At 28.3% G+C, this 1,327-nt stretch carries 1 protein-coding gene; it reads left to right on the top strand.

Annotation, left to right across the window (positions count from 1 at the left end; all coding sequences use genetic code 11):
• Window positions 1–1,062, top strand: a 1,062-nt coding sequence (locus ACF91D_RS30365) for a DNA/RNA helicase domain-containing protein (protein WP_392438464.1), incomplete at its 5' end; no start/stop codon positions are given.
• Between the last annotated feature and the right edge of the window lie 265 nt (window positions 1,063–1,327).

Below are 1,327 nucleotides of genomic sequence, written 5' to 3'. Positions count from 1 at the left end.
AGAATGACTAATGAGCAAAATACTTTATTGGATTATCTATTAGAACAGGAAGAAGCTGCTATTCAAGGGGCAGCAGGAACAGGGAAAACGATGTTAGCAGTAGAAAAGGCAAAAAGAATTTCTGAAAAAGATAACGTGGTATTTCTATGTTTTAATAGATTTTTAGTTGAATTTTTAAGAAATCAATATAGTGAAGAATTGGAAAATGTTACATTCACTAACTTAAATGCTTTAGTTGCTAAGGCCTTGCATAAAGAAAAAATTGATGAACAAGATATTGTTTACTTTTTGAATAATACAGAGAACTATCCAAATATTTGGAATTTTAAACATATTATAATTGATGAAGGGCAAGATTTTAAAGATAGTTCGATTGAACTATTAAGAGAAATTTCCATTATACAAGAAAGTTGTTTCTATGTTTTCTTTGACAAAAATCAAGTTATCCAACAAAGAGATAACCTTAAATGGTTGGCAGATATGGATTGTAAATTATTATTAAGTAGAAACTGTAGAAATACTCTTCAGATAGCAAAAACATCTACTAGACCTATAGGTATTAGTGAAAAAAAATTGAAAATGAAAATTAACATTGATGGAAGTCTTCCGTATTATTATAGGGCAGAGAGTCAAAAACAACTTATTAACTGGTTAGAACAAAGAATAAGATACTACACTGACGAAGGTGTTAAAAAAAACCAAATCACAATAATTACTACTAAGACAATTGAAACTTCTATTCTCAACGGAGTAGTAAAAATTGGAAATTATTCTATAACTAATCAACCAAATAATAAACATATATTATTTACCACAGCACGTAAATTTAAGGGTCTAGAATCAGATGTGATTTTTATCATAGATATTGACAAGGATACATTTGACAGTGATAGTAATAGAATGGTTTTTTATGTTGCTTCCTCTAGAGCAAAATCTCAATTAGAATTGATTAGTTTATTAACATATGGAGAAGAGGAAGAGATGATTAAAAACATTACAGACTCTCAAGACAGTAGAAGAATTCGATTACAAACAGATTTAGGCGTCAAATTAATTAAGTAAATGGTTTAATAGTATTACATGTACTGAGGTAATCTAAAAATAAATTATGTTTGAATTTTAGTTGATCTTGCCTAATAGAGATCAACTATTTTTGTTCAATTTATGAAGTATAAATGTATTATGATAAGTAATTGCATAGCTAAATGTAAAAACATATTAAGGAGGGGTATTATGACTGAATATAAAACAAAGCAACAGGTTCATAATAGAGCTAAAGAAGCGGTAGGTAAGACGTTGAAAGAACTTAACGGTGGTAATCCAATTA

This window comes from Staphylococcus sp. 231237_7MaSpsaltlick, from assembly GCF_043107035.1.
The sequence above is the reverse complement of the archived record's forward strand: the minus strand, read 5'-3'. Positions and strand labels throughout refer to the sequence as shown.